Source organism: Isosphaeraceae bacterium EP7 (assembly GCA_038400315.1).
GTDB lineage: Bacteria > Planctomycetota > Planctomycetia > Isosphaerales > Isosphaeraceae > EP7.
Map to the genome: position 1 here is coordinate 1216313 of CP151667.1, position 25901 is coordinate 1242213.

The 25901-nt window shown below is 67.4% G+C and carries 10 protein-coding genes, 1 tRNA gene and 6 pseudogenes; 13 read left to right on the top strand and 4 right to left on the bottom strand.

Annotation, left to right across the window (positions count from 1 at the left end; all coding sequences use genetic code 11):
• Positions 1–188: 188 nt before the first annotated feature.
• Positions 189–3722 (bottom strand): WD40 repeat domain-containing serine/threonine protein kinase, encoded by a 3534-nt coding sequence (locus EP7_RS04755; protein ID WP_463526449.1) that lies wholly within the window; start codon positions 3720–3722, stop codon positions 189–191.
• The gene (locus tag EP7_RS04760; RefSeq protein ID WP_463526450.1) at positions 3715–4287 is read right to left on the bottom strand and encodes an ECF-type sigma factor; all 573 of its coding nucleotides are present in this window, start codon (positions 4285–4287) and stop codon (positions 3715–3717) included. The genes EP7_RS04755 and EP7_RS04760 overlap by 8 nt, the downstream gene beginning before the upstream one ends.
• A 278-nt stretch (positions 4288–4565) precedes the next feature.
• Here EP7_RS04760 and EP7_RS04765 point away from each other — a divergent pair, with 278 nt between their 5' ends.
• From EP7_RS04765 to EP7_RS04810, 10 genes and pseudogenes are all read left to right on the top strand, one after another.
• Positions 4566–5702: a TIGR03032 family protein gene (locus EP7_RS04765; protein WP_463526451.1), complete on the top strand. Its 1137-nt coding sequence runs from the start codon at positions 4566–4568 to the stop codon at positions 5700–5702.
• 68 nt (positions 5703–5770) lie between these two features.
• Positions 5771–11713, top strand: a complete 5943-nt coding sequence (locus EP7_RS04770) for a beta strand repeat-containing protein (protein ID WP_463526452.1) — start codon at positions 5771–5773, stop codon at positions 11711–11713.
• 465 nt (positions 11714–12178) lie between these two features.
• Positions 12179–12736 carry a helix-turn-helix domain-containing protein gene (locus EP7_RS04775; RefSeq protein ID WP_463526453.1) on the top strand — a complete coding sequence of 186 codons (558 nt, stop codon included), beginning with the start codon at positions 12179–12181 and terminating at the stop codon, positions 12734–12736.
• A complete protein-coding gene (locus EP7_RS04780; RefSeq protein WP_463526454.1) occupies positions 12733–13470 on the top strand; it encodes a transposase in 738 nt (245 codons plus the stop codon). Before EP7_RS04775 ends, EP7_RS04780 begins: the two co-directional genes overlap by 4 nt.
• A pseudogene (locus EP7_RS04785) lies at positions 13471–13809 on the top strand (hypothetical protein); the annotation flags it as partial.
• A 457-nt stretch (positions 13810–14266) separates the two neighbouring features.
• Positions 14267–15130, top strand: coding sequence for a hypothetical protein (locus EP7_RS04790; protein ID WP_463526455.1), 864 nt, complete (start codon positions 14267–14269; stop codon positions 15128–15130).
• A gap of 595 nt (positions 15131–15725) precedes the next feature.
• Entirely contained in the window at positions 15726–17399 is a 1674-nt protein-coding gene (locus tag EP7_RS04795; RefSeq protein WP_463526456.1) for a DUF3987 domain-containing protein, read from the top strand.
• A 53-nt stretch (positions 17400–17452) separates the two neighbouring features.
• Positions 17453–17728: pseudogene (locus EP7_RS04800) on the top strand (CHC2 zinc finger domain-containing protein); the annotation flags it as partial.
• Between the two features lie 177 nt (positions 17729–17905).
• Entirely contained in the window at positions 17906–18493 is a 588-nt protein-coding gene (locus tag EP7_RS04805; protein ID WP_463528369.1) for a toprim domain-containing protein, read from the top strand.
• 428 nt (positions 18494–18921) lie between these two features.
• Positions 18922–19611: pseudogene (locus EP7_RS04810) on the top strand (tyrosine-type recombinase/integrase); the annotation flags it as partial.
• A gap of 300 nt (positions 19612–19911) precedes the next feature.
• Here EP7_RS04810 and EP7_RS04815 read toward each other — a convergent pair.
• A tRNA-Leu gene (locus tag EP7_RS04815) sits at positions 19912–19987 on the bottom strand.
• Positions 19988–20656: 669 nt separating this feature from the next.
• Between EP7_RS04815 and EP7_RS04820 the strand changes: the two are divergent.
• A pseudogene (locus EP7_RS04820) lies at positions 20657–21497 on the top strand (IS630 family transposase).
• A 1021-nt stretch (positions 21498–22518) separates the two neighbouring features.
• The gene (locus tag EP7_RS04825) at positions 22519–23613 is read left to right on the top strand and encodes a cobalamin B12-binding domain-containing protein (RefSeq protein ID WP_463526457.1); all 1095 of its coding nucleotides are present in this window, start codon (positions 22519–22521) and stop codon (positions 23611–23613) included.
• A 219-nt stretch (positions 23614–23832) separates the two neighbouring features.
• Here EP7_RS04825 and EP7_RS04830 read toward each other — a convergent pair.
• Positions 23833–24527, bottom strand: a pseudogene (locus EP7_RS04830) (IS5 family transposase); the annotation flags it as partial.
• Between the two features lie 115 nt (positions 24528–24642).
• On the opposite strand from EP7_RS04830, the pseudogene EP7_RS04835 reads away from it, so the two are divergent.
• Positions 24643–25483: pseudogene (locus EP7_RS04835) on the top strand (IS630 family transposase).
• Positions 25484–25901: the final 418 nt, after the last annotated feature.

The following is a 25901-nucleotide window of genomic DNA, read 5'->3' on the forward strand; positions in this document are numbered from 1 at the left end:
ATCGAACACGGTCAGAACCCCCGCATACCCCTGCCGGCTGTGCCAGTCTTGCACGGCTACATCGGAGTGTCGGACGATGCGCGGCATCGCTGGATCGGGCACGGACGATGTCGCAGTCGAACCCGACGGTGATCGCGGGAGGCAACGCCACGGGAGGACCATGGCCGTGCCGCGGGCCCTTTCGACGCTCATTTCCCCGATCCTGGCGGCATGGCCCGCCGCAGCACAGCGAGCCTGGCGGCATGGCGCAGCGGCTCGCTCAGCGTGGGGTCGGCCCGGAGCATCTCGATGACCTCGGCAGGGTCGCCCTTCGGCTTCCACGACCGCTCGACGAGCCGTTCGGCCTCGCGTCGCAGGGCCGCAGCCTCACGGCGCGCCCGGTAGCGCGCCTTGAGCGGCGTCGTGTCCCACAGTCGGACCGTGAAGTCGCCCGATCCGGACGCCAGCGTCGCGCCGTCGGGGCTGAAGGCCAGCGACCAGATGTAGCTCGTGTGGCCCGGGAGACGTGCCACCTCCTCGCCGCGAGCCAGGTCCCACAGCCAGACCGCCCCGTCGCGGCCGGCCGTGGCCAGGCGAGTCCCGTCGGGGTGGAAGGCCGCCGCGAAGACATCGTCGGTGTGCCCGCGCAGCACCCGGCACGCGCCGCCGTCGATCGGCCACAGGCGTACGGTGCGGTCCAGGCCGCACGAGGCGAGGCAACGGCTGTCGGGACTGAAGGTGGCCGACACGACGCCCTTCTCGTGGCCGAGGAATCGGCCGGCCGTCTGATACGTCCGTGCATCCAGGAGGAGTACGGTCGTCTCATCCGCGGCCCGGACGGCCAGCCAGCGGCCGTCGGGGCTGTAGGCCAGGGCCGCACCTTCGGCCGCGAACAGCCGCTCGCCGGACGCGAGGTCGCGGACGCCCAGGTGAAACTTGGCCTTGTGGTCGTACGCCGTCGCGGCGGCTCTCCGTCCGTCCGGACTGACGATCACCATGTCCTGGATCAGCTCGCGAAGGACCCGCGGCGAAGTGCTGTCTCGGCTTCCGTCCGGACTGGCAGTCACGAAGGGGAGGGACCCGGCGGGATCCGGGATCTCCTTGTGGACGCGGGCCGTCGCCGCGTCCCAGATCCGCAACCGGCGATCTCCGTAGCTCTCGCTCACCAGCCGCGTCCCGTCGGGGCTGTAGGCCAGGCTGGACACGATGCCGGGGTGAGGCAAGGCCGCGCACGGCTCGCCGGTCGCCCCATCCCACAAGCACGCCGTGCCGTCCCAGCTCCCCGAAGCCAGCCAGCGGCCGTCGGGGCTGAAGGCCACCGGGTAGACGTAGCTGGTATGGCCGCGCAACACCGGCAGGGTCGCCCGGGGGTCCAGGTCCCAGAGCCGCACCGTGTCGTCCCCACGATAGCCGTGCCCATGCTCGATGCTGAGCGAGGCTAGCCGGCGGCCATTCGGGGCGAACGCCAACCCGACCACGGCCCCCGTGTGACCATTCAGGACCGCCAGATCCTGCCGGCCCGTCGCCCACCACACCCGGATGGTCCGGTCCGCCCCCCCCCCCGAGGCGACCCATTGCCCGTCCGGGCTGTACACAACCGCGGCGACCTCGCCGGAATGACGATCGTAAGGCGGTTCGACTTCCCGGCCCGTCGCCGCGTCCCACTGGCGCACCGTCCCGTCCCCCGAGCTCGTCACGAGGCGCGCGCCGTCGGGGCGGAACGCGGCGTCGAGGAGCTTGCTCGCATGCCCCCGACACGTGGCGATCAGCGCGCCGGTGGCCGGGTCCCACAGGCACGCTGTCTGGTCTTCGCTGAAAGAGGCGAGCCGCGTGCCGTCCGGGCTGAAGGTGTAACCATAGATCCCGGCGCGGTGGCCCTCGCAGACCGCCACCGGCTTGCCGGAGGTCGTGTCGAACACCACGAGGCGCCTCCACTCCCCGTCATCCCAGTGACACGCCAGCCGCGTGCCGTCCGGGCTCACGACGACGGGATGGGGCTCGCTGTTCCCGGGCCGTTCCACGCGCACGAGGCGCCGGCCGGCTTCGTCGAGCAGGTCAAAGGCCGTGTTCCCGACCCACGCGGCGACCCGAAGGCCGCGGCGGGTCGGCGTGACGGTGAAATCCGGGAAAGGCCCGCGTGCGAGGCGGATCGGCAGGGTCCGGTCCTCGCCGCCCTCCAGGTCGTCGAGCCGCAGGCCGTCGGATGTGAAGGCTCCAACCCGGAGCCGGTCCGGGGCGCCGAGCAGGAAGGAGAGTCTCCGATCGGGCAATGGGATCACCGACGAGCTGTCGTCGAGCCGGCTGTGCAGGTGCCGCCACTCCCAGCCGCGCAGCTCCTCCGGCGCCGCGTCGAGCTGGCGCGCGGCACCGGCGACGTCGTGCGCCGACAGGGCCGCGACCGCGGCGGCCAGCCGGGCGCGGTACGCCTGGGACATCGCCTCACGCTTCTCGCCGAACGCCGCCCGGGCGTTCCGCTCGGCCTGGGTGCGCTGCCGGGCCTCGCCGACGGCGAAGAGGAGCGTGCCGACCAGCCCCAGGACCAGGGCCGCCACGGTGGTAAGCACCCCGCCCACCAGGGCCGCGTTCCGCCGGGCGAACTTGCGCAGCTGATAGAGCGCCGACGGCGGTCGCGCCCGGATCGGCTCGTGGGCCAGCCAGCGGCGCAGGTCCGCCGCCAGGTCCGCCGCCGACGGGTAGCGCCGTGCCGGGTCCTTCTCCAGCGCCTTGGCCACGATCGTCTCGACGTCGCCGCGCAGCTCCGGGTCGAGCGAGCCGAGCCGCGGCGGGTCCTGCTCCAGGATCAGCCGGGCGGCCTCGGCGAGGTTCCGGTCCTCCAGCCGATACGGCAGGCGGTGGGCCGCCAGCTCGAACAGGATGACCCCCAGGGCGTACACGTCGGCCCGCCGGTCGATGGCGGCGGGGTCGGCGGTCACCTGCTCCGGGCTCATATAATTCGGCGTGCCGAGGACCTGGCCGGTGCGGGTCAAGCCGGCGCCGGTCAGCAGGTCGGCGTCGGTGGCGCGGGCCACGCCGAAGTCGAGCACCTTCGGCTGTCCGGCCTCCTCGACGAGGATGTTGGCGGGCTTGAGGTCGCGATGGATGACGCCCCGGTCGTGGGCGTGCTGCACCGCGTCACAGACCCGCGCCACCAGGCCCACGCGGGCGTCGAGGTCGAGGCCGTGGCGGTCGGCGTACTGGTCCAAAGGCAGGCCGCGGATGAACTCCATCGCGAAGAACGGCTGGCCGTCGTCGGCCAGCCCGGCCTCGTAGACCGGCGCGATGCCGGGGTGGTGCAGCCGGGCCAGGATCTGGGCCTCGTGGGTGAAGCGTTTGAGGAGGGCGGGAGAGGCGAGGCCGGGGCGGATGACCTTGACGGCGACGGTGCGGCGCGGGCTGTCCTGCTCCGCCTCGTAGACGGCGCCCATGCCGCCCTCGGCGATGCGGCGCAGCACCCGGTAGCCGCCGACCCGCACTGGCGGGCCCGGGGGCCACGCCGCGGGCGACGACCCGTCGGCCCCCGGTGTCGCCGGCGACAGCGCGTGGACCAGGGGGCTCTTGAACACGCCCTCGTCGCCGTCTCCTTCGGCGAACTCCGCGTCGCACGCCAACAGGCCCTCCACCTCGGCGCGGAGGGCGGGCTTGTCGGCGCAGGTGACCGCCAGGAACGCCGCGCGCCGCTCCGGCGACAAGGCGATCGCCCGGTCGAACAACTCCTGGACAGGGTCGCCCGATCGGTCATTCATCGACTCGTCCTACCCCATTCAGCGCGTCGCCCAGTCGGTGGGCCAGCCAGGCACGCGCGAAGCGCCACTCGCGCGCCAGTGTGCTGGCCGAGATCCCGAGGACGGCGGCCGTCTCGTCCACGCTCAGGCCGGCGAAGTACCGGAGCATAATGATCTCGGCTAGGTGCGGCTTCTCCGCCTTCAGCTTCCGGATCGCCTCGTCCACGGCGAGGAGCTCATCGGCCGGTGGCTCGATGATGGCCAGGCCCTCGATCAGCGCGACGCGGTGGGCCGCCCCGCCGTGCTTGTGGGTTGCTTTGCGCCGGGCCTGCTCAACGAGGATGTCCCGCATCGCCCGCGCGGCGGCGCCGAAGAAGTGGCGGCGTCCGCTCCAGCCGGGGTCCTGATCGTCCACCAGTCGGAGGTACGCCTCGTGGACGAGGGCGGTCGGCTGCAAGGTCTGGCCGGGCGGCAGGCGTGCGGCCAGCGCGGCGGCCAGCCGGCGCAGCTCGGCGTAGACGACCGGCAGTAAGTCCGCCGCCGGCTGCCTTTCCGGCGGGGCACCCTCGCGATCCTCGTCGGCCACCGCGCCGCCCCCGGGCTGTCCCGAGAAGAAAATTCAAGAATTGTTGACAGCCCGCAGCGTCCATTATCGGACTTGTATACGGAGGACGCAAGAGCCGGGCCCGCCGGGAGGCCGCTGACGCCGCCGTGCGTGCGAGTCGGACACTCGCATTGTCGTGCGATGGAGTGGCGAGGTTGCCGCACCGTTCTGGGTTACGGCCACGATCCGCGACCGACGGGGCCATGCGTTCCGGTCGTGTCTTAACGCCGTTGGCCTGACCTACATGAGTCGGCGACACCATGGCTTCACCAGATCCCGACGCCGACCCGACGCCCTTGCAGGCTGTCCACACGCCGAACTTCCCCGCGCTGTTGCGGCAGCTGGGCGCGTCGCTGCTGGTCACCACCTACCAGGCCGGCAAGCTCGTGCTGATCCGCGAAGAGGGGGACCACCTCAACGCCCACTTCCGCGGCTTCCCGGCGCCGATGGGCATGGCCCTCGACGGCGACCGGTTGGCCGTCGGCACCAAGATGCAGGTCTGGGAATTCGTCAACGTCCCGGCTGTGGCCGCCCGGCTCGAGCCGCCCGGCCGGCACGACGCCTGCTACCTGCCCCGTTCCAGCCACGTCACGGGCGATATCCAGATCCACGAGATGGCCTGGGGTCATGCTCCCCTCGCTCGTGGGGGGAGAGGGGCTGGGGGTGAGGGGGAACTTTGGGTCGTCAACACCCGCTTCTCCTGCCTGTGTACGCTCGACCGCTCGGCCAGCTTCAGGCCCCGCTGGCGACCGCCCTTCGTCTCCGCACTCGAACCGTCCGACCGCTGCCACCTCAACGGCCTGGGCATGGTCGAGGGCAAGCCGAAATACGTAACCGCGCTGGGTGAAACCGACACTATAGGCGGCTGGCGAGAGAACAAGGCCCGGGGCGGCGTCGTGATCGACGTGGACTCGGGCGCGGTGCTGGCCCGCGGGCTGTCGATGCCCCACTCGCCGCGCTGGTACGCCGGCCGTCTTTGGGTCTGCGAGTCGGGCGCGGGCACGTTCGGCTTCATCGACCTGAACACCGGCAAGTACGAGCCGGTTGCCGGGGTGCCGGGCTTCACGCGCGGGCTCGACTTCGCCGGCAACCTCGCCTTCGTCGGCCTGTCGCAGGTGCGCGAGAGCGCAGTCTTCAGCGGCATCTCGATCACCGAGCGGTTGGCGGAGCACGAGCGGAGCTGCGGCGTCGTCGCCATCGACCTGAGCTCCGGGCAGGTGGTCGCGTTGCTGCGCTTCGAGACAGCCGTCCAGGAGGTGTTCGCCGTGACCGTGCTCGGGCACCGCTTCCCCGAGCTGATCAACGACGACCAGCAGCTGATGGAGAGTTCCTTCGTGGTTCCCACCGAGTGTCTCGGTGACGTGGCGGCGACGGTCCGCGCCGCGGGACCAGCGTGACGCGATTGACTTTTAATCTAATTCTGCCCCAGGGGGCGGTCGGTTTATATCCTGAAAGAAAGATTCCCATGAAGATGCGTTCGCTGTTCAGCCGCCCCACGACCCGCACCATTCGCAAGGCGACACGCCGGGGCCGCCTGGCCCTGGAAGCACTGGAGGGCCGCTGCTGTCCGTCCACCATCACGGTCCTCACCAATGGCGACGCCGGCGGGGTGCTCACATCGATGGGATCGGACACCTACACGGCGCCCACACTCCGCGCGGCGATCGCCGGCGCCAATGCCATGGCGGGCGCCGACACGATCAACTTTGACAGCACCGCGTTCAGTACGGCGCAGACGATCGCCCAGACCGGCTTCCGGTTCTCGCTGACCGACAAGAGCGGGCCGACGACGATCACCGGCCCGGCGGCGGGCGTGACGATCGACGGCGCCCGCCAAGACGCAGTGTTTTCTATCCGAAAAGGCGTCACTGCATCCTTGTCCGGGCTGACGATCACCAATGGCGTTTCGCACTTTTCTGGCGGCGGCGTGAGGAACTTCGGCACGACCACGCTGACGAACTGCACCATCAGCGGCAACGAGGTAATCAATGGCGGTGGCGGATTCCCCGTCAATGAATATGGCCAAAACCTTTGGGGCGAGGGCGGCGGCCTGTACAACGCTACCTTCGGGGTTCTCACTCTGAACAACTGCACCGTCAGCGGCAACGGCGTCGGCGGCGCTTATGGTGGCAACGGCGGCGGCCTGGCAAACAATGGCACGGCGACGCTGAACAACTGCACCATCAGCGGCAACGCCTCCAGCAGGGGCGGCGGCGTGTTGAACAACGCCGCGAACGTAGCCGTCGCCGGCTACGGCAGGGTCACGCTGACGAACTGCACCATCAGCGGCAACCGGGCTCTCGCCAACGTTGGCACCAGTCTCGGCGGCGGCGTGGAAAACTTAGGCAGTTACTCGCTGGTCCAGTTGCTCAACTGCACCATCAGCGGCAACTACGCGGGCGGTCAGGCGACCGGCGGCGGCTCCTACACCGGCGTCGGCGGCGGCCTGAGCATCAGCGCCGGCAAGGCCTACCTGACCAACTGCACCGTCAGCAGCAACGACGGCGGTGGCCTTCGCATCGGCTTCGGCACCGCCAAGTTGAGCAACACGATCGTCGCGGACGGTGTCAACGGGGCTATTTCGGGCTCGAACAACCTGATCGGTGGCAACCCGCTCCTCGGCCCGCTGGGCGATTACGGCGGGCCGACGCAGACCATGCCCTTGCTGCCCGGCAGCCCGGCCATCAACGCGGGCACCAGCGTCATACCGAGTGCGGTGGCGTTGGACCAGCGCGGCAAGGTCCGGGTCGGCGCGATCGACATCGGCGCCTTCGAGAGCCAGGGCTTTACGCTCACGGCTGTCGCCGGCAGCACCCCCCAGACCGCTGTCACCAACAGCGCGTTTGCCAACCCGCTTGCCGTGAACGTGACGGCCAACAACCCCGTCGAGCCGGTCAACGGCGGCGCGATCACTTTCACCACGCCGGTTTTCGGCGCGTCGGCCACCCTGTCGACGTCTGCGGTCACGATTGCCGGCGCCTCCGCCTCGGTGACCGCCGCGAGCAACGGCAGGAGTGGCAGCTACACCGTGACCGCGACGGCCGCTGGTGCCAGCACGGCCTCGTTCAGCCTCGTTAACCTCGCGAGCAAGGCACCGCCGGTATCGTACGTTGTGAATACGACCAGCGCTTCCATCGTCCCGGGGACAGGCCTCCTGAGCCTGCCGCAGGCCATTCTCCTGGCCAACGCCGATGACGCGGACAGCTCCATCACCTTCGACCCGGCCGTCTTCACCACCCCGAAGACGATCACCCAGACGACCCGCGCGCCGTTTCTGTCCTTCGGCACCAACCAAGGCGGCAACCTGTTCTCTAATGCCAACTACTACTACCGCGTCAGCGCGGTGACCCCGAACGGGGCGGAGACGGGTGCGTCACCGGAGGCATACGTCAGGACCGGGGCCTCCTTCAGTAGCACTGGATATTCTGGGTCGGTCTCCTGGCAGCACTTGGCTGGGGCGCAGTACTACAACGTCTACCGCGGGTCGACGAGCGGTGGCGAGCAACTCCTTGCCAGCGTGAACGCGCCGGCGGGTGTGAGGGTGGGGGATTTCGTGTCCTTCCAGGATGATGGCAGCCGGACGATCGCGGCCAATGCACCGTTTGCACCCTCCTGGATCACGTTCAAGGATATGGTCGGCATGGATACGATCGCGGGCCCGGCCGCGGGCGTGACGATCAGCGGCGGTCTCCTGAGCGCGACGGAGAATGCGACCTTCGAGGTCGCTGCGGGCGTCACCGCATCCCTTTCGGGACTGACGATCACGGGCGGCACCATCGGCGCGGTCATCGACCCCACCGCGACGCTGACGCTGACCACCTGCACCCTCAGCGGCAACACCAAGTTCGGCGTCTCAAGTCTTAACCTCGGGAACTCGTCTTCGGGCGGCACGGTCACGCTGACCAACTGCACCGTCAGCGGCAATGGCACTGCCGCTCCCGCCGGCCTCGGCGGCGTCAGAGTTACCAACGGCACGGCCACGATGACCAACTGCACCGTCAGCGACAACGCCGGTGTCGGCGTCATTACTACGAACGGCACGGCCACGCTGACCAACTGCACCCTCACCGGCAACGCCGGCGGCGTCAGTACTACGAACGGCACGGTCACGCTGACCAACTGCACCGTCAGCGGCGGCATTACCCGCGGCCCCGGCGTCAGTGTTAGCAACGGCACGGCCACGCTAACGGACTGCACCCTCACCGGCAACACCTCCGGCGTCCGCGTCAGCTCCGGCGGCACGGCCACGCTGACCAACTGCACCGTCAGCGGCAGTCGCAATGCCGCTGCCGCCGGCAACTCCGCCGGCGTCCTCGTCATCTCCGGCGGCACGGCCACGCTGACCAACTGCACCGTCAGCGGCAATCGCGATGCCGGCGTCTCGGTGGATAGCGGCACGGCCACGCTGACCAACACGATCGTGGCCCAGAACGCCGCGGGCGGCGCGGACTTCAGCGGCGCTGTCACTTCTCTCGGCAACAACCTGATCGGCAACATCGGCACCAGCACCGGCTGGGTCGACACCGATCTGACGGGCACCGGCGCGGCGCTGATCGACCCGCTGCTCGGCCCCCTGGCGGACAACGGCGGACCGACCCAGACGATGGCCCTGCTGTCCGGCAGTCGGGCCATCAACGCGGGCACAGCCGTAGGGGCGCCGACCACGGACCAGCGCGGCGTGATCCGGTCCGGCAACGTGGACATCGGCGCCTTCGAGTTTGGCGGGGCCGCCATGCAGTCGCAGACGATCACCTTCGGCCCCTTGACGGACGTGACCTACGGCGACCCCGACTTCGCGATCAGCGCGACGGCGGATTCTCACTTGTCGGTCAGCTTCACCGCCAGCGGCGACGCCAGCGTCTATCAAGACGCCAACGGGTGGCACGTTCACATCACCGGGGCCGGCAGCGCCACCATCACGGCGCACCAGGCCGGCGATGCCAGCTACGATCCCGCGGAGACCGTGGATCAAGTCCTCACCGTCGCCAAGGCCAATGCGGTGATCGTGGTCAATGGCTACAGCGGCGCCTACGACGGCCTGGCGCACGGGGCCACCGGCGGCGCGACCGGCGTCGGCGGCGCGGCCCTCCCCGGCCTGGACCTGGGCGCGAGCTTCACGGACGCCCCCGGCGGGACGGCGCACTGGGCGTTCGCCGGCGGCACCAACTACCTCGACCAGGCCGGCGACGTCGCCATCGCCATCGGCAAGGCGACCTCGACGACGACCACCCTGGGCGCCGGGCCGTTCACCTACGACGCGACGACCCACGCGGGCGGCTCGGGCACGGTGGCCGGGGCGGGCACGGTCACCGGCGCCGCGACGCTGACCTACACCGGCGACCGGGTCAATGCCGGCACCTACTACGTGACGGCCCACTACGCCGGCGACGCCAACCACGACGCCAGCGACGGCCTGGCCGTGGCCGTCGTCATCGACAAGGCCACGGCGTCGGTCGCCGTCAGCGGCTACAGCGGCGCCTACGACGGCCTGGCGCACGGGGCCACCGGCGGCGCGACCGGCGTCGGCGGCGCGGCCCTCCCCGGCCTGGACCTGGGCGCGAGCTTCACGGACGCCCCCGGCGGGACGGCGCACTGGGCGTTCGCCGGCGGCACCAACTACCTCGACCAGGCCGGCGACGTCGCCATCGCCATCGGCAAGGCGACCTCGACGACGACCACCCTGGGCGCCGGGCCGTTCACCTACGACGCGACGACCCACGCGGGCGGCTCGGGCACGGTGGCCGGGGCGGGCACGGTCACCGGCGCCGCGACGCTGACCTACACCGGCGACCGGGTCAATGCCGGCACCTACTACGTGACGGCCCACTACGCCGGCGACGCCAACCACGACGCCAGCGACGGCCTGGCCGTGGCCGTCGTCATCGACAAGGCCAGTTCCACGGTGGTCGCCACCGGCGGCAGCTTCACCTACGACGGCACCACCCACGCCGGCGGCTCGGCCGTGGTGGCCGGAGCCGGCACCGTCACCGGCTCGGCCGTGCTCAGCTACAGCGGCGACCGGGTCAACGCCGGCAGCTACACCGTCACGGCCGCCTACGCCGGCGACGCCAACCACACCGGCAGCTCCGGCAGCGCCACGATCGTCATCGCCAAGGCGACGCCGACGGTCACCGCCACCTGGGCCGGCGGCACCTATAGCGGCACCGACTTCACCGCCACCGGCACGGCCACGGGCGTCAACGCCGCCAGCCTCAGCCCGGTGACGTTGACCTACTACGCCGGTGCGACGGCGACCGGTACGCCCCTGGCCGGTGCCCCGACGGGTGCGGGCACGTACACCGTGAAGGCCGCGTACGCCGCGAGCACCAACTACCTGGGCGGCCTTGACACCAAGACCATCGTCATCGGCAAGGCCAGTTCCACGGTGGTCGCCACCGGCGGCAGCTTCACCTACGACGGCACCACCCACGCCGGCGGCTCGGCCGTGGTGGCCGGAGCCGGCACCGTCACCGGCTCGGCTGTGCTCAGCTACAGCGGCGACCGGGTCAACGCCGGCAGCTACACCGTCACGGCCGCCTACGCCGGCGACGCCAACCACACCGGCAGCTCCGGCAGCGCCACGATCGTCATCGCCAAGCGGGCGATCACCGTAACGGCCGACGCCCAGACCAAGAACTACGGCAGCGTTGACCCGGCCCTGACCTACAGGATCACCATCGGCTCGCTGGTGGGCAGCGACGCCATCGGCGGCTCCCTGACCCGCAACGCGGGAGAGGGCATCGGCACCTACACTATCCAGCAGGGCTCACTGGCGCCGAACAGCAGCAATTACACGCTGACCTACATCGCGGCCGAGTTGAGAATCGTCAACGCGGGCACCGTCAAGTCGGGCCAGACGGCGGGGATCGGGTTCTGGGCCAGCAACAATGGCCAGACTCTCATCAACGACCTCGGTACGGACAGGGCGGGCATCAGCAATGTCGGCAAGTGGCTCGCGGCCCAGTTCCCGAACCTGTTCGGGAGCCTCGCCAAGGCGACGCCCAATGGGGTCTGGAATTACTGCCAGACACAATTCGGCACCTCGGCCACTCCGAAGCTGGAGGCCCAGGTGATGGCGACGGCCTTGTCCGCCTTCACCACCAACACGGCCACCCTGAACACGACCGCCCTCGGCCAGTCGACCGCGAGGAGGTACAACTTCCGCATCGATCCCAACTCCAGTGGGCTGGGGACGCAAACCTGGTATCTCACGAAGGCGGAGGCGACGGCCCTCGGCCTGTCGACTCCGACCAAGCGGGAAGGGCTGTACACGGTCCTCGATCTGCTCAAGGCGGCAAACACGAAGGCGGTCAGTGGTCGGCTGTTCTACTCCGACGCCGCCAGCCGGGTGCTGGCCTATCAGGTGTTCGAGCCCTTGAACCGGTTCGGTGACATCGTCAAGCCGTGAGAAAATGCTGGGACACACGGGTGGTCGGGTCTGCTCCCCGGCCATCTTCCCCTCTAACTGGGGCCCAGCTGGGTCTAGCACCGCCGGCGGTCGAGATACAGCCCGTTCTGGTAAAGCTTGGCGACTCGCCGTCCAAACGGCCGGCCGCCGACTGTCTGGGTGCGACCTCCTTTAACGCGACGTCCGCAACGTTCGCTTGACGAATCCCAGATCCAGGCCGGTGCTCTGGGCCAGCGCGGTAGCCAACCGGCCCCATTTGTGGCTCTCCTGGCATGTGACTGCCGGCGAGGATTCCAAAGTAGGTCCGATCACGGAGGCAGGCGGCGGGGGCGTCCAGGAGAAGCAGAATGCCTCCTGAACGAGATCATCCAGCGAGTGAACGACTAGTGGGTCACTTGGCTTGCCCATTGCCATAACACCCGATCCCGAGATATGTTGGCGGCTTCGCACCCCGAGGAGGCCGCCATGTCCCGTCACAAGAAGGACCCGCTCCGCGAACTAACCGAACCGGAGCGCCAGGAACTGGAGCAACTCAGCCGCTCGCATGCCGCCCCAGCCGCCGAGGTCACCAGGGCGAAGCTCCTCCTGGCCGTCGCCCGGGGCGACGACTATCAGGACGCGGCCCGCTCGGTGGGCCGCCGCTCCGGCGACGCCGTCTCCCACCTCGTCGCGCGCTTCAACGCCGAGGGGCTGGCGGCGCTGATGCCCCGCCACGGCGGCGGGCAACGGCCGACCTACGGCCCGCAGGAGCGGGCGCGGATCGCCGCCGAGGCGGCCCGGGCGCCGACGCCCGAGGCCGACGGCACCGCGACCTGGTCGCTCTCGGCCCTGCAAAGCACGCTCAGGGCAGCCCCCGACGGTCTGCCCAGGGTCTCGACCCATACCATCCGCCGCGTCCTGCACGAGGCCGGCTCCAGCTACCAGCGCACCCGCACCTGGTGCTCGACAGGCCGGGCCCTGCGCCTCCGGAAGGCCGGGCCCGTGGTCGTCTCCGACCCGGATTCCGATGCGAAAAAAAGTTGATCGAAGACGCCTACCTCACGGGCGAGGCGGTGGGGCTGCCGGTCTGGTGCACCGACCAGGCCGGGCCCTACCAGACGATCCCCTATCCGGGCCAGTCGTGGCGGCCCGAGGGCGACCCGGCGCGGCAGCCGCACGAGTACCTCCGCGAAGGCACGGCCAAGGCGCTGACACTGTTCCGCCCGGCCGACGGCCACGCCCATGTCAAGGGCGTGACGGCCTGCCCGAACTCCGTCCTGCACCCCTGGCTGAAGCGCGAGATGGCGGCCATACTCGCCGCGATGCCCGACCCGCCGCCCGAGCCCGCCACCGGCTGGCTCCCGGCGTGGGAGCGGTGGCAGGAGGGCCTCACGGTCAAGCCGACGCTCCCGGACGAGCCGCCGCCGCTGCGGATGCTGCTGGTCCTGGACGACCTGGCCGGGCACAAGACGCCGGAGTTCGTCTGCTGGCTCTTCGATCACGGGATCATGCCGCTGTACACGCCGGTGGGCGGGTCGTGGCTGAACATGGCCGAGAGCCTCCAGCGGATCCTCAAGCGGCGCGCCCTGGACGGCCAGTACCCGACGGCCACGTCCCAGATCATCGGCTGGTACGAGGCCGCCGGCGAAGCACTGGGATGCGGCACAGACGCCGTTCGTGTGGGGCGGCAAGCGGGCGGCGCGTCGGCGTCGGTACCACGAAGCCCGGTCCCGCGGCACGGCGATTTATGGCAATGGGCAAGCCACTTGTCCCACTAGTTCGAAGGCGATCTGACCGATCAAGACAAGCTGGTTTACGTGAACAACGTGATCATGGGGAAGTTGCTCGAGTCCGAGAAGCTCAGGCAGCAAGCGACGAGTAACACCAAAGAGCAGTTTGCCAATTCGCCCGATCTGGCAACCGAACTCGAAAACGCCATCATGGCCGCCTTGGATGCCCACACCGCGATGAGCACTCAGGCACTCGACAATAAGGCGGTTCAGAACGGGATTAATGATGTTCTTCTACCGTCGCGACTCTATGAATCCTTGAGAGAACGAGCCGCTAGCAGACGATCTATGAGGGATGCTGCACAAGGGCCCGATCCTCTGCTTTGATCGATTTGATTCGTCAGATGTTGCCTCTTCGACGGCGCACCCACCCCCCGCGCGAGGGGAGAGTCAAGGCGAACGGGGGGCGTTTTGCCCACTCCGACCTTGCTTCTCTCCTGCGTGGCCAACGGCCCGGAGCCGCCGATAACGAAGACCCATACCCAAAATATGGGCAGACGACGTAAATTGGACTTTCAAGTCCAATTTACGTCGTCCGATAGCCGGTCGTCAATCCTCATTTCACCAACGATGGCATCGCTCGCCGATTTCAAAGGTTTTCTCCTCAACTTCCCGGGATGAGGGATGGCAGAGGGATCACAACAACCTGATCTCGTCGTCAGGGCAGGCATTATGCTATTATGTCCACTACTGGCCGGCTGATCCCCGGTCTTCGGGTCTGGCGGCGTCGCGCCCCTACCGCGGCGTCCGCCAGGCCCAGCCTAACTCGTAGGGGGAGCAGGTCATGAGTTCAGAGATCGGCCCCGCTATAGATTTCGTTTCCGACGATTGCCGTCAGAGTCGGTACAACGCGAGGATCCGCCGTACCGCCCGGGATGCGATTGGCTACGACTTGTACCGATTGATCGCGTTGGTCGAGAGTTGGTTGGAAATGCCGGAATTGGTCCAGGGTCTTCGGCAGGGAGAGGATACCGCCGCCGAGCTACAAGGTAAGGCCTCTACCCTTATCCGGAGATTGAAACAGGTCTCAAGAGTCCACTCGCGAGTAGGATTCCTGCCGCCTGACGTTTACCTTGATCTCGCCAGCGTACTTCGTGAATCAGAAGCAGACCGCTGGCCGTTGGGTCTCGCTTTGCGGCACCTGGAAGCTTTGCGATGGTTCGGAAGGAACGAGCTCAAATTCGATCGAAACGACGAAGCACGCCGATTCATGGTCCAGTTCGCAACACGACAAGTCGTTGTGCATCCGATTCATGATAGTCGAGAGATTTTTGTCTCCATCCCGTTTCGGGGTGATCCGAGTTTTGATGCGTCCAATGTCGATTCATTGACCGGCTTGACAACCTCGCGGCCTTCAACTCCCCCGATGGACGAGCCGTTTTCTCGAAATGATAGCCCGGCCAAAAAGGCACCTAAAGCGGTCGCTAAGGCTGTCGCCGCTGCGTACGAGCTGCTGGCAGAGGACAAGCCCCTCTCTGTGAATGCTGCATGTAAGCGGGCCGGAGTGGACCGCAAAAACTTCGTGAAGAGGTATCCTAAGGAGGCCGCGTTGATACGGGCTATGGCGGCTCCTGATAAGAACCTGCCTCACGCGACTCGGGATTGGCGGACGGGGAACTGGGAGACGATCGACGACGACACCGAATAGAAGCCCCACACCCCAAGATTCGACCCCATCGAATTCTTTTTTTCCCCTAGTTTACTAGGGTTTGGTTCACGCCCCACACCCCACTCGCACCCCACACCCCCCGATAGTCCAGAGCCGCCGCGATTGTGCGAGCGGCCCGAGGGCTCGGGAATCATGCCAGAACACAGTCAGACCGACCGTGACTTCGAGCGATATTGGAATTCCCCAATCGCATGGTTCGGGGAATTGTTCCTCGCGAAAGCCAGGGGAGATTTCCGCCGGGCCACCGAGGCGCAAGATGAGCTGTCACGCCTCGGGTGGGTCGTCCGTTTCAAACCGGCCCGCCGACCGGAAGGGGGTGGCCGATGAACCGTCGCCCAAGCCACGCCTCCGGGGCGAAGCCGGAAGTCCAAGTCGAAGTGCCGGCCGCCGACCAAGCCTTCGCGGGACGGTTGACACTGCGCCTCGAAGATTTGGTAGGAGCCTTCGGGGTCAGCCGCCGGACTATCGAGCGTGAGCGTTCCGCCGGGAGGTTCCCAGCCCCTGACCTCCACATCGGCAAGGCCCCGCTCTGGAAGCCCGAGACGATCCGCCGTTGGATCGACGGGGGTGGCCGATGATGCTTCACCCCTACAACGCCTGGACCCTCGCCAGGCTCGTCTACGGCGATCCCGCCGATGAGGATCGGCTGACAACCCTTCCTGGCCCCTTCTCGGCCATCGCCCGCCGCCTGATAGGCCTTCCGCCGGACGACCGCCTCGCTTGCTGGGAAGCCTTTCTGGACGGCCGCGACGATCGGAACGCGATCAGCCGGGCTCTGGATGATGTCGATCCGGATGAGCCGTCACCCGGAATGCCCGGCGAAGACATCGGAGGCACTGGCGACGGCTGGGGGCCGATTGATCGAGGGTTGGAGACTCGCGTCGAGCCGTTCCCGATCGATGTCTTTCCCGAGGCGATCGCGCGGCTCGTCCTCGAATGCGAGGAGTCGATGGGGTGCCCTCCGGACTTTGTCGCCTTGCCGGTCTTGGCCGTGGCCGGAGGAGTGATTGGGCGCTCCGTGAGCCTGTTGCTGAAGCCGAATTACTTTGTCTCCGCGTTGCTGTACACCGCTTGCGTTGGGGAGCCCGGAGACTCGAAGACACCCGCGTTCAAGGTCGTGAGGAAAGCCGTGAGTCGGATCACCGAGCCGTTCATGGAAGAATTCCTTCTGGCTCTTCAGGAGTGGAACAAAGGCAAGAAGGATAAGCCGGCCCCGAAGCTCAAACGGATCGACATTGACGATGCCACGATGGAGGCGACGGTCCGAATCCTGGCCGCCAACCCGCGAGGGCTCGTCAAACTCTCGGATGAATTGAGTGCCCTCATGCTCGGGATGAACCAGTACAAAGGAGGCAAGGGAAGCGATCAGCCGATCCTCCTGAAAATCTGGTCCGGGGATGAAATTGCAGTAGACAGGGTGACCAACGTCGATGGCATCCCGATTACGTGCAGGCACCCGTTTATGTCGATCTCCGGCGGGATTCAGCCGGCCATGCTGGGGACGATGGTGGACCAGAACGGGAGAGTCAACGGGTTCCTCGACCGATTCCTCTTCGCCTACCCGGATCCCCGGCCGCACCGCGATTGGTCCGAGACCGGCGTACCCGGCCATATCGTCGACGACTGGTGTGAACTCGTCTTCCGTCTCTGGTCTCGGCCCATGAAGGTCAAGGCTGGCCGAGTGATCCCGAACGTCCTTCACTTCACGGATGAGGGCAGATCGACCTGGATCGAACACTACAACGCCCACATCAGGGAGATGAACGATCTCGGGTTCCCTCCTACGCTAAAGGGCCCATGGGGGAAGCTGCGCGAGTACGCGGGCCGACTAACGCTGATCCTGGCGTGCCTCGATGATGCGTCCGATCCGACCGCCGACCCCGCCGCGATCCCCTCGGTTGGCAGTCGAGCCGTCAGAGACGCCTGGCGACTCGTGGCCTACTTCAAATCCCAGACTCGCCGCGTTCATACCTCGATCGACGCCGTGCCGGGTTCCGGCGGCGGAGTGTGCCGGGCGATCGAGACTTGGGTTCAAAATAAGGGCCTTTCCACATTCTCCACCCACGACCTGAAGCAAGCCCGAAGATGGATCAACGATGACGACCTGGCCAAAGCGTTGCCGACACTGATCCGCCGGAACGCGATCCGTAAACGCGAAGTCGCCGACGACGGCGACTGCAGGGGAGGCCGCCCGCCATCAGCCGTTTATGACGTCAATCCGGCGTTACTTGTTACTCAAAACCCTTGAAAGGCTCGCACGGGTTCCGAGTGTTTTGAGTAACAAGTAAGGGGGGGGTGAAGATGTCGCACGCGAATGCAAAGCCCCGGATCGACTGGAAGACTCAACGCGAACGCATCGACCTGGCCGACGTGGCAACCCGCCTCCTCGGCCCTCCGCCGGGACGACGGGGGGAGGGGGGACGCAAACTGTGGTGGCCCTGTCCGTTCCACGAGGATGCGAACCCGTCCTTCTGCATCGAGCCCGGTAAGCCGGGTTGGAAGTGCTTCGGTTGCGGCGTCTATGGGGACGCGGCGAACCTCGTGATGAGGATCCAGGGCGTAACGTTCCGCGAAGCGATCAACTTCATGGTTGGGGGAGATGCGATCGTTCCACGGGTCGATCGCCCCGCATCGAAACTTCTGGCAAGACCCGAGCCGAGATTGGAGGGGCCTAAGGGGCTGCCTTTCGTGGAGGCACTGAGTCTCGTGGCGGACTCTGTCGCGCGGCTTTGGACCGCCGAAGGATCACGAGCCATGGCATATCTCACCGAACGGCGGTTCTTGTCGCACGAGACGATCAGGGCCGCGTACCTCGGCTGGACTCCCGGCGTCCGCCTGACCACGACTGACGGCCGCCCCTACTCAGCCAGGGGGATCGTCATTCCTTGGGTCGAACGGGACCGGCTGACGCTGGTGAAGATCCGCCAGCACAAGGGAGACCGGCCGAAATACGCCGAAGTGTTCCGGGACCGGCCTTTCCTCTATCCTGATCCCGAGGCGATCAGGTTCCGCTACCCGCTCATCATCGTTGAAGGCGAGTTCGACGCGTTGCTTCTCGGCCAGGCCTTGGCCGGCCTGGCATCCGTCATGACGATGGGCAGCGCATCCGCACGCCATGACCACGGGACCGTATCGGACGCGTTGCGGCCTGCTCGCCGAATCTACATCGCGACCGACGCGGACGACGCGGGAGACAGGGCCGCCGAAGGGTGGCCCGCGCGGGCCCGACGAGTGAGGCCGCCGGACCCGTTCAAAGATTGGACCGAAGCCAGGCAAGGCGGGGTGGACCTGGCCCGTTGGTGGGCCGACCTCATCGAAAAGGACGCCCGCGAGTTAACCTGACCGCCTGGAGCCTCCACGCCAGATTGCGCCACGATTCGTCAGTATGCGACAATCCTGTTTCGGGATGTCGGGAGCACATAAGGGGGGAACCGATGGCGTCGTTCCGCAAGATCGGCAAGAACTGGTTCTATCGCTTCACCGACGGGAGCGGCAAGCAACGCGAGCGTAAGGGATGCACCGACCGCCGGGAAACCGAGTCGATGGCCGCCGCCGCCGAAGCTGAAGCCTCCAACATCCGGCACGGGTACATCGACCCCAAAGCCCGGAATTATCGCGACCATGAGTCGAAGCCGCTTGCCGATCACCTAGCCGACTTCCGGTCCGCCTTGATCGACAAGGGTGGAAGACGCAAGCACCCACTCGTGACGAGCAACAAGGCGGCAAAGGTACTGAGGCTGGCGGGCATCCGCCGGATCTCCGAATTGTCGATGTCTCGGGCGCAAGGGGCATTGGCGAAGCTCCGGGGCGAGGGCCTCGGGGCCGAGACGATCAATCATCACGTCCGCGCGGTCAAGGCGTTCTCACGGTGGCTTTGGAAGGACGGACGCGCTCGCGAGCATCATCTGGCCCATCTGGCCACCTCGAACCCCGAGGCCGATCGCCGCCATCGCCGCCGTGCCCTGACGACCGAGGAAGCCGAGAGCCTGATTAGGGCCGCCGAGCATGGCCCCGTGGCCAAGGGAATGACCGGGCCGGAACGCGCCCGATGCTATGAACTGGCGATGGGAACCGGGTTCCGTGCCTCGGAACTGGCGTCCCTGACCCCCGCGCGATTCGACCTGTCCGCCAATCCCCCCACCGCCACCGTGCCGGCCGCCTACACGAAGAATGGCAAGGAAGCCGTGCAACCGCTCTCCCCGGCCCTTGCCGCTCGCCTGGCGCCCTGGCTTGCGACCTTGCCTGCCGGTCTCCCGATCTTCAGCATGCCCGACCGGACGGCCGAGATGATCCGGATCGACCTCAAGGCCGCCGGCCTCCCCTATGAGACGGCGTCGGGGTTGGCCGACTTCCATTCCCTCCGGGGCATCTACATCTCGAATCTCGTGGCCTCTGGAGCCTCGGTCAAGGTCTGCCAGACTTTGGCCAGGCACTCGACCCCCAGCCTGACCATCGGCCTTTATGCCAAGGCCAGCTTGCACGACATCAACGGGGCCGTCGGGGCCTTGCCCGATCTGAACCCGTCGGGCCCGAGGCCCGAGGCGATGGCCGCGACGGGGACCGATGGCCGACGCGCAAGCAAACGCCTTTCCCATTCCTTTCCCTTCGGAGGGGACGGATCGGGGCGGATCATGACGGACGGTGTCGTAAAAGAGGTTGAGAGTGTTCAAGCGACTTCGGCTCGGGATGAAGGTCGCAAGTCGTTGTCAGAAAGGGATTTAGACACCCATAGTCGTGTCCAGTCGGACCCTGTCATCGAGTACCGGCGGTGGGATTCGAACCCACACGGGGGTTCCCCCCCGGGGGATTTTAAGTCCCCTGTGCCAGCGGCTTGGTTGGTGCTGTGCTGGCATCGCTATAGTGCAGAATCTCCTATAAATAATGGGTTTCCAGCCCTTCTGCGTTGTATTTTACACTCGGTGGTGTTGGGCTAACATTTCCAACACTCTTCCCAAATTCTTACCAACGGACCCACCGGGTACCGCGCTTATCGGTCGCGTGCAGAAAGGCTACAAACCCGCCCACCAGAACGGCGGCCGACCTCGATCGTGCCGGATGACCGTTGATCCCGGGTACACCATTCGTGGGGTAGTCCGTGCCCGCCAATTACTCCGCAGCTCGACCCTCGGGATGTCGTTTTACGGATGAATTCGGGAGATCGCTCGCTTGGACCGATGAAATTCTGCCTGGAGATTCTCGGGGGCCTGCAGGCCCCCGAGAATCTGGTCCTGCACCCAGGCCATCCAGCTTTACCCAGGCCATCCTGCGGCCGATCTCGGCCTCGGTCGCCGGGTCGGCTACGCTGTTCCGATAGGCGTCCATATCCGGTCCCAAGGCCGCAGGCAGCGACTTGCTACCTCGGGGCTAGAGCGGTTTTCAGGTTGGTGTAGCGCCCTGGCTCCCGATTGGGTATGACTGAGCGACGAGTCGTCCCTCGGGAGTCGCGGTGTGAAGCCGTATTGGCTGGATCTCAGGGAACGCGTCCTGGCCGACTGCGACGCGGGCATGCCGGCCAAGCAGGTCGCCCAGCAGGACCGCGTCTGCCCGGCCTGGGTCCGCCGCCTGAAGCGACGGCGTCGCGAGACCGGATCGATCGAGCCCAAGGCCCAGCGTCATGGGCCGCTGCCGCGCAGGCCCGAGCAGGCCGGGCCGGTCGCCGAGGTGATCGAGGCGACGCCCGACGCCACGCTGCGGGAGATTCGCCTCGGCCGCGGCTTGCCCCTGAGCCTCGCCACGCTGTGGCGCCTGGTGCGCGACCTGGGGCTGACCTTCAAGAGGAAGTCGCTCCGCGCCGCCGAGCAGGACCGGCCCGACGTCAAGGGGCGTCGCGACGGCTGGCCGGCGGAGGTCGCCGGCGTCCCGGCCGAGAGCTGGGTGTTCCTGGACGAGACCTCGGCCAGCACGAACATGACCCGCCGCCACGGGCGGAGCCGTCGGGGCAAGCGGCTGGTGTGGCGGCGCCGCACGGGCATTGGAAGACGACCACGCTGGTCGTCGACGGGGCGATGGACGGGGCGACGTTCCTGGCCTCCGTCGAGCAGCAGCTGGTGCCGACGCTGAGCGTCGGCGACGTGGTGGTGATGGACAACCTCTCATCGCACAGGCGGGCCGGGGTCCGCGAGGCGATCGAGGCGGCCGGGGCCCGCCTGCTCTACCTGCCGCCGTACAGCCCGGATTCGAACCCGATCGAGCTGGCGTTCTCCAAGCTCAAGGCCCTGCTGCGGAAGGCCGGAGAGCGGACGGTCGAGGGACTGTGGCGGCTGATGGCCGACTGATCGACGAAATCAAGCCCGAGGAATGTCGGAACGACTTCACCCATTGCGGCTATCACGCTACACCAACCTGAAAACCGCTCTAGCCTGGACAATCGCGAAGCCCGAGGCGAAGGATTGGGCGATCTCGTGGCGCGATTGGGCGAGAACGCAAACACGCCGGAGCAGAGAGCCGGCCGATCGACCGTCATCGACGCCCGTCGCCATATCGGCCGGCATCTCACGGCGGCGGTCTCATTCTAAGGAATTCATTATTTCTGACGATTCGTGCCGATTCCGAAAGATCCAACCCGGTCGGTGGAACATGCCGTTGTTCGACTCGAATTTGCAGTCGGGGTGCCGATGACGAGGCACTCGAACGCGCCATCCGGCCCGCCTTGGCACCAGGAATGGGCCCTGATCGCGGGCAATCGGGTTCGGGCTGTAGGGTCGGTCTGAGTCCCCGGCGGGAGGGTGACGCCGATGTTGGCGTTCCGAATGGTGACGATCGGTGTTGCGTAGCCCCTCGGGGTGGAGGATCAGTTCCGCAGTATCGAGGCGAGCCAACTCACCGAATTCCCCGTCAGGGTGGACGCCCGCGTGATGTCCCGCTCGAGAAGATTCGCACGGTCGAAGTGTCGGGCAAGTGGCTCGGTGGCATGGTCGTGCCAGCGAGCGAGAGCAGGCCGTGACTATTGTCTGCGGTTTCGCCGGGCACCGATCGGTGTGAATGCGGAGGATGTCCACGACACTCCATCAAGCCAGGAAATCCGCCGCCCGGTACTTCTGAGTGTTCCCCACAACGAGAATCGTCTCGCTCTCCCTCACGACCTCCAGATGCCCCAGCACGCCGACGTGCATCGCCTCCCATCTCGGAGGGGCGCCCCAGCATCCGGCCGGGACGTGTCACTTCGAGGTCGCCCCCACGTCATTCGCCCGCCGGGACCTCCCCCCGGCAACCCGCTCCCGGGCCTGATTCGCCGGCAATGACCCGCACTCTCGCTGCGCGATGGCCCCTGGACACGCTCCCGGTAGGGGAATAGGCTTCGAATAGATCGGCAACGGGAGGCGTAGGGCGGGGGCTGGATCGCGGCGAGTCCCCCCGGGAGGGCGACCATGCATGCCATCCACCAGGCCGCCGGCAGGGCCATCGACGAGCACCGTGTGGCGCTGGCCGAGGCCGTCGTCGCCCGCCAGTACTCGCTGCGTCCGGAACTCGTAAGCCGCTACGGCCCCGACGGGCGAGCCAGGTGCCTCCAGGACACCGAGCACCACCTCGCCAACCTCTCGGCCGCCGTCGCGGCGTCCAGTCCGGCCCTCTTCGTCGACTATCTCGAATGGGCCAGGTCGGTCCTGGCCGCCAGCGACGTCCGCGATGAGGACGTCGAGGGTAACCTGGCCTCGCTGCAGGAGGTGCTCGCGGCAGCGCTGACCGGGGAGCATGCGGAGATTACCGGCCGGTTCCTGAAAGAGGCGATCCAGTGCTCCCGTAGCCCCGCTCGGTTCCCGCCCTTCCTGATCTCCGGCGATGAGCCCCTCGCCGCCCTAGCCGGTGATTATCTCCGTGCGCTGCTGGGCTACGACCGCCGGGAAGCGACCCGGCAGATCCTCGACGCCGTGGCCTCCGGCGTGCCCGTCGCGGACATCTACCTGCACGTCTTCCAGCCCTGCCAGCGCGAGGTGGGCCGCCTCTGGCAGGCCCGTCAGGTCAGCGTGGCGCAGGAGCACTTCGGAACGGCGGTCACTCAGTCGCTCATGGCCCGGCTGACCCCAGAGGCCGGCCCCGACCGACGCATTGACCGCCGGGTCGTGGCCGCCTCGGTGGGCGACGAGCGGCACGAGGTCGGCCTTCGGGTCGTCACCGACTTCTTCGAGATGTCTGGCTATGAGACCCTCTTCCTCGGGGCCGGCACGCCCGCGCCGGACCTCGCCCGGACCGTCGCCGACCGCCGGCCGGACCTGCTACTGATCTCGGCGACGATGGTCGCCCACCTGCCGGGAGTCGGGGCGCTGATCGCCGCCGTCCGCGACCGGGAGGAGTGCCGGGGGGTGACGATCCTCGTCGGGGGGCATCCGTTCGATGTCGTTCCGGACCTCTGGCGACAGTCCGGGGCCGACGGCTACGCCGCCGACGCGAAGGGGGCACTCGTCGAGGCCGAGAGGCTCCTGGCGGCCCGCTCGGTCGGGGAGCAAGCCGACACGCCAAGTTGACACGTCCTCGCTCGAACGCCCCTCGCGGCGGATCGGACGCCAGCCTTGAAGGCCGTGTTCTCCGCCGTGACGAACCCAGTCGAACCAAGATCACCCCGATGATGTGGTGAGGGGCCGGAGGGAAGCGCCGACCGGTAGGGATCGATGGTTGGCATCAATGCTCTAGATTTAGAGCATCTAAAATAATCATCCGAAGACAACATTCATACAGGCATTGATTTATTTTATGAAGAGGAACTCTTGATGGACTTCCGGACGTCGCTCATCCCTGATCCGGAGCCGCCGGTTCTGGTGAGCCCATGCCAGCGTCCTCTCCACCGGCCAGCGGGTCTCGCCCAGCCCCTCACGCTCGTCGATCCCCCGCTCGGGCAGCACCGGCTCGATACCGATCCCACGTAACCCTTGCCGGTGCGGCTCCGAGTCGTAGGCCAGGCCCCCCTGCAACGCATCCGGCTTCCGCCTCGGGCGTCCCACCTTTCCGGCAACCTCGGGGAGCGAGTTGACCAGCGGAGCCATCTCGGTCACGTCGTGCAAGTTGGCCGCCGTCACCGAGCCGGTCAGCGGGATGCCCGAGGCGTCGGTGAAGACGAGGTGCTTGGAGCCCGGCTGGAGCCGGTCTCCCCGCCGCCGTAGGCCGCCCGCACCGAACTGCTGTCGATCAAAGCCCGAGACCAGTCGATCCTGTCGGCACCCCGGAGGCGGGAGAGCAGCTCCTTGTGGATGTTGCCCCAGGTGCCGTCGGCCTGCCAGTCCCGAAGCCGACGCCAGCAGGTCATGCCGCTGCCGCAGCTCATCTCGCAGGGCAGATCCTCCCAGGGGATGCCGGTCTTGAGCACGAAGAGGATGCCGGTGAATGCCCCCCGGTTGCCGACCGGAGGGCGGCCCCCTTTAGAGCGGTTTTCAGGTTGGTGTAGCGCCCTGGCTCCCGATTGGGTATGACTGAGCGACGAGTCGTCCCTCGGGAGTCGCGGTGTGAAGCCGTATTGGCTGGATCTCAGGGAACGCGTCCTGGCCGACTGCGACGCGGGCATGCCGGCCAAGCAGGTCGCCCAGCAGGACCGCGTCTGCCCGGCCTGGGTCCGCCGCCTGAAGCGACGGCGTCGCGAGACCGGATCGATCGAGCCCAAGGCCCAGCGTCATGGGCCGCTGCCGCGCAGGCCCGAGCAGGCCGGGCCGGTCGCCGAGGTGATCGAGGCGACGCCCGACGCCACGCTGCGGGAGATTCGCCTCGGCCGCGGCTTGCCCCTGAGCCTCGCCACGCTGTGGCGCCTGGTGCGCGACCTGGGGCTGACCTTCAAGAGGAAGTCGCTCCGCGCCGCCGAGCAGGACCGGCCCGACGTCAAGGGGCGTCGCGACGGCTGGCCGGCGGAGGTCGCCGGCGTCCCGGCCGAGAGCTGGGTGTTCCTGGACGAGACCTCGGCCAGCACGAACATGACCCGCCGCCACGGGCGGAGCCGTCGGGGCAAGCGGCTGGTGTGGCGGCGCCGCACGGGCATTGGAAGACGACCACGCTGGTCGTCGACGGGGCGATGGACGGGGCGACGTTCCTGGCCTCCGTCGAGCAGCAGCTGGTGCCGACGCTGAGCGTCGGCGACGTGGTGGTGATGGACAACCTCTCATCGCACAGGCGGGCCGGGGTCCGCGAGGCGATCGAGGCGGCCGGGGCCCGCCTGCTCTACCTGCCGCCGTACAGCCCGGATTCGAACCCGATCGAGCTGGCGTTCTCCAAGCTCAAGGCCCTGCTGCGGAAGGCCGGAGAGCGGACGGTCGAGGGACTGTGGCGGCTGATGGCCGACTGATCGACGAAATCAAGCCCGAGGAATGTCGGAACGACTTCACCCATTGCGGCTATCACGCTACACCAACCTGAAAACCGCTCTAGGCGAAATTTTTCGATCGAAAACGACTCCAGGCTCCCACTCAGCGAACGGTTTCCAACCATCCGCACTTGAAAATTAGTCGTGATGCCTTCTTCCGGTTCCATCAAGGCTGGTCCACTCTCGGCCGGACTCCGCTGGCCTGAGGCGAGCTGGAATGCCCTTGCGAGAGGTCCATGAGAGCCGTGGTCCCGCGACGCGAGGGTTGAGAGGGCGGCGGCGGGGATGGGGAAGATTTCATTCGAAGGAGATCGGTCCCACCGGAAGTACCAAAATGGCGGACTTATGAGAGTGGCCGCCAGATTTGCAACAGTCAGCCAGCCTTGATCCACGATCTCGGAGCAATCCCAATAGTGCCCCCAGGCGAGCGAGATTGGCGACCCCCGGATCGGTCGGAAAAATTGGGGCTGG